We start from the raw sequence: 4,451 nt of genomic DNA, 5'->3' as shown, positions 1-4,451 counted from the left end.
CGGCCCTTGCGGTGCATGATGTTCTTGAACTGGGAATGGCCGGCCATGCGGGTTCTCTGGGGGGTCCGTGCGGGTGATTTGGATTGGAAAGGCGGCCTTATAGGCCCGAGACCTGCCGAAATCAAAGATTGGGCGAAATTTTCAGTACTGCCGCAGGGCAAATTGCCTCCAAAACAGGCATTTGTTAACCATCACTTCACGGCGCGGTGGGAAGATGACGCCATCGTATTCCACGACCGAGCGACTTCATGGCGATTGGACTGTTCCGGAAGCCTGCGCCCCAACCGGCTGCACCCGAACCAGAGGCTGCAAAGCCGGCTGCTCCGGCGGAGGCCGTGGAAACGTCTGAAGCCGAGTCCACTAGTCAAATTCTCGAACTGCTGGAGATCGAACTCGGCGGCATGATTCGCCAGCTCGAACGCGCGGCAAGTTCCGTTGCCGAAGGCGCGGAGGCTACGGCCACTACACTTTCCGCGGTCCGCCAACGCACCGACGCGCTGAGCGTGCGCTCGAGCGAGGCGCAAAGCACCGCGGCCATCTTCTCGCAGGCGGCCGGCAAGTTCGCCGATTCGGCCGAAGGCATCGGATCGCAGGTGCGCGATGCCGGAAAACTGGCCGACGAGGCCGGCGCCGCCGCCCATGACGCGAGCGCCAATGTCGACCGTCTCAAGGAATCCTCGGCCGCCATCGGCAACGTCGTCAACCTGATTGCACAGATCGCGCGGCAAACGACGCTGCTGGCGCTGAACTCGACTATCGAGGCGGCGCGCGCAGGTACGGCGGGACGCGGCTTTGCCGTCGTCGCCTCCGAGGTCAAGGCGCTGGCGGTGCAAACCCAGGATGCCACCGAGGAGATCAAGCAGAAGATCGACGCGCTGCAACGCGACGCCGCCGGATCGGTCGAGGCGGTGCACCGGATCTCGCAGGCGATCCAGGCAATCCGGCCGGTGTTCGAGAACGTCAACGGCGCGGTGGCCGAGCAGACCCAGACTACCAACGAGATGACCGAGAATGCCGCCACGGCATCGAACTTCATCGCGTCGGTCGGCGACAGCGCCGCTGAAATCGACAGCGTCGCCCGGGAAGCCGATGCGCACCGCGAGTATGTCGCCAATGCCGGCAAGGCCGTGACCGTCTTTGCGCAGAAACTCAAATCCCGCTGCGCGGTGTTGCTCGGCCAGGATTTGCGCACCGACCGCCGCAAGCGCGAGCCGTTGCCCTGCAACCTCAGGATCGAGATCGACGCCCCGCAGGGCAAGATCGAAGCAGCCGTCTACGAGATTTCGCTGGAAAACATTCTGATCGGCGGACCCGAGGCCGCCAGGGTACCGCTCAACCAGACGCTTTCCGTCACCATGGAAGACATCGGCGCCTGCAAGATCCGCAGCGGCGAGCGGTCGAGCGCGGGCGTTCAGGCCAGCTTCATGAGCAACGATGCCGCGCTGACCGAGAAGATCGAAGACAAGCTGTGGTCGATCCACGACGAGAACATCGAATTCGTCACCCGCGCCATGGAAGCCGGGGTTGAGCTCCGTGAAATTTTCGAACGCGGCGTGTCGAGCGGCGCGATCCCGATCGAGGCCATGTTCGACACCAACTATGTCGAGATACCGGGCAGCAATCCGCTTCAGCACCGCACGCGCATCCTCGATTGGGCCGATCGCGCTTTGCCGCCGTTCCAGGAAGCCTTCCTCGCCAAGGATCCGCGCATGGTGTTCTGCGTCGCGATCGATCGCAATGGCTACCTGCCGGTGCACAACAAGATCTACTCCCATCCGCAGCGCGCGGGCGACGTCGCCTGGAACACGGCCAACAGCCGCAACCGCCGCATTTTCAACGATACCGCCGGCCTCGCGGCCGGCCGCAACCAGCGCACCTATCTGATCCAGAGCTACGCCCGCGACATGGGCAACGGCAAGACAGTGATGATGCGCGAGATCGACGTGCCGATCCGTATCCAGGGCCGGCACTGGGGCGGTTTCCGAACCGCCTACAAGCTTTGAACCTGTGCCGCTCAAGACATTGAGCGTCTGAAATCGATTGATCTGGAGCGCAACGATGTCTGTCACCGAGCCTGCGAGATTGGAAGTGGATACTGCGTCGCGATCGGAAAGCGAGCGGTTGGTCGATCAACTCACCAATCGGATCGGCGGCCTCGGCGTCGAGCTTGCCGACGTCGCAGGCAACGTCCAGGAGGTCGCTAACCGGGTTTCGACGCAATCCGAGCATTTCGCGCATCTGCAGAGGACGGCCGAGACGATGGTCGCGGCCAACCACGGCATCGCCGACGCTTCCAGGGCAGTGCAGACGGCGTCGTCGAGCGCGGTCGACGAAATCATCCAGTCGCGGGGCGCCGTAGAGACCGCGGTCAAGCACATTGCGGAACTCGTCGAATCGGTCGGCCGCATCGAGACACGGCTCGGCGCCGTCTCCTCCGCACTGGCGCAGGTTGCGAAGGCCTCGTCCACGATCGAGGCGATCGCCAAGCAGACCAACCTTCTGGCGCTGAACGCAACCATCGAGTCGGCGCGCGCCGGCGCCGCCGGACGAGGCTTCGCGGTGGTGGCGAGCGAAGTGAAGAGCCTCGCGGAAGCCACCCGCCAGGCGACCCACCAGATCGGCGAGACCGTTCGCGACCTCGACGGCCAGCTCGGAAGCCTGATCGGCGAAAGCGGCGAAGCCTCCTCGCGCGCCAAGACCGCCGGCGGGGGCGCGACACAGATTCAAAGCATCATCGCCCGTGTGCAGGACGGCTTCACCAAGGTTGGTCAGGAAATCGACGGTGTCGCCAAGGCCGCGACCTCCAATCTCGGTCACTGCGACACGGTGATCGAGGAGTTGCACAACCTCGCCAAGGGCGTCGACCTTTCCTCGAACGAGCTGAAACATGCCGACGAGCGCGTCACCAAGCTTCTCGACCTCTCCGAAAGCCTGATCGCGATGATCGCCGACAGCGGGGTGGAGACGTCGGATGCCCCCCTGATCCGCGTCGTCGTGGATACCGCCAAGCAGATCTCGAGCATCTTCGAAGCGGCGATCGAGCGCCGCGAGATTAAACTCGAGCAGTTGATGGACGAGAATTACCGCGAGATTTCCGGCACCGATCCCAAGCAATACATGACGGACTATGTCGAGTTCACCGATCGTACGCTGCCCGCGATTCAGGATCCGATCCAGAAATCCGACCCGCGCATCGTGTTTTGCGTGGCCTGGGCCAAAGGCGGCTACCTGCCGACCCACAATCCGAACTATCGTCTGCCGCAGGGCAAGGACCCGGTCTGGAATAATGCGAATTGCCGCAACCGGCGCCTGTTCAACGACCGCGCCGTGAAGAAGGTCGCGGCAAACACCAAGCCGTTCCTGCTGCAGACCTACCGGCGCGACATGGGCGGCGGCAATTTCGTGCTGATGAAGGACGTATCCTCGCCGATCTTCGTCCGTGGCCGCCACTGGGGCGCCTTCCGCATGGGATTCCGACAGGGCTGAGCCGGCGCACGTCGCCTCCAGCCGAGCCCTGGGGTGGATTCCGGACCACCGCAAGCTCCAAGCGATACCTTCTCGCCAAGACACGTCCGCGGTATAATCGTTAGCGATGATGGACCGGAGCTTGCGGATCGGATGAAGAGTCTACTCCAAGCAGGAAAGCTGCTTCTCCTCGACCTGGCCTCGACGTTCTTTTTTCTTTTCGTCTATCTCCTGACAAAAAACATCACGCTGTCGGTCCTCCTCGGGATGGCGCTCGGCGCCGCCCAGATCGGCTGGGAGTTCGCACGCAAAAAGCCGATCGACACCATGCAGTGGTTGAGCCTTTTTCTGGTGCTGGGCGCCGGAACGGCCACGCTGCTCACCAATGATCCACGCTTTGTGATGATCAAGCCGAGCGTGATCTACTGCGTCGTCGGCATTGTGATGCTGAAGCCGGGATGGATGAACCGCTATCTGCCGCCCGTTGCGATCGAACTGATACCGGACGTCGCCATGATCTTCGGCTACCTTTGGGCGGGCCTGATGTTCGTTTCGGCAGGTCTCAACCTGATCGTGGCCCTGAACTTCAGTGTGGCGACCTGGTCGGCATTCATGTCGATCTACGCCATCGTCAGCAAGGTGGCCTTGTTCCTGATCGGTTACGCCACCATGCGAACCATCGCCGTTCGCCGCCGCGCGCGGCTGGCGGCAATCCCTTCCTGACGTGCGCAATTTCTACTTCAATTTTCAAACAGCCCAATCTGAATAGCCAAAGGCACACGCTCTCGCCGCGCCAGCGCGCCCGAGTTGTGCATGATCTTTCCCCCCGAAACATTCGAGGGCGCAGGAAACGCCGGGCGCTTAAGCCGCACCCGCGGTCTCGCGTGCGAAAATAAAAAAGCACACGAGCAAAGTCACCACAGGTTCAGCCGGGATCACCCGGCGCTTCCTGCGCAATGGTTTTAACGGCTTACTCCGCGCTCTCC

General features: G+C 62.5%; 3 protein-coding genes. All 3 read left to right on the top strand.

Going from position 1 to position 4,451, the window contains the following annotated elements; translation table 11 throughout:
- The first annotated feature begins 248 nt into the window (after positions 1–248).
- The 3 genes from WB528_RS06190 to WB528_RS06180 all read left to right on the top strand — a co-directional run bounded on the left by WB528_RS06190 (position 249) and on the right by WB528_RS06180 (position 4,188).
- On the top strand, positions 249–2,003 hold the full coding sequence (locus WB528_RS06190) for a methyl-accepting chemotaxis protein (protein ID WP_423887543.1): 1,755 nt from the start codon (positions 249–251) through the stop codon (positions 2,001–2,003).
- Between the two features lie 55 nt (positions 2,004–2,058).
- The gene (locus WB528_RS06185) at positions 2,059–3,486 is read left to right on the top strand and encodes a methyl-accepting chemotaxis protein (RefSeq protein WP_423887542.1); all 1,428 of its coding nucleotides are present in this window, start codon (positions 2,059–2,061) and stop codon (positions 3,484–3,486) included.
- 132 nt (positions 3,487–3,618) lie between these two features.
- Positions 3,619–4,188, top strand: a complete 570-nt coding sequence (locus WB528_RS06180) for an inner membrane-spanning protein YciB (protein ID WP_423887541.1) — start codon at positions 3,619–3,621, stop codon at positions 4,186–4,188.
- Positions 4,189–4,451 lie beyond the last annotated feature (263 nt).

It is taken from the genome of Bradyrhizobium sp. (assembly GCF_049586575.1).
In the GTDB taxonomy this organism is placed as follows: Bacteria; Pseudomonadota; Alphaproteobacteria; order Rhizobiales; family Xanthobacteraceae; genus Bradyrhizobium.
This window is presented reverse-complemented; position numbering and strand designations above follow the sequence as displayed.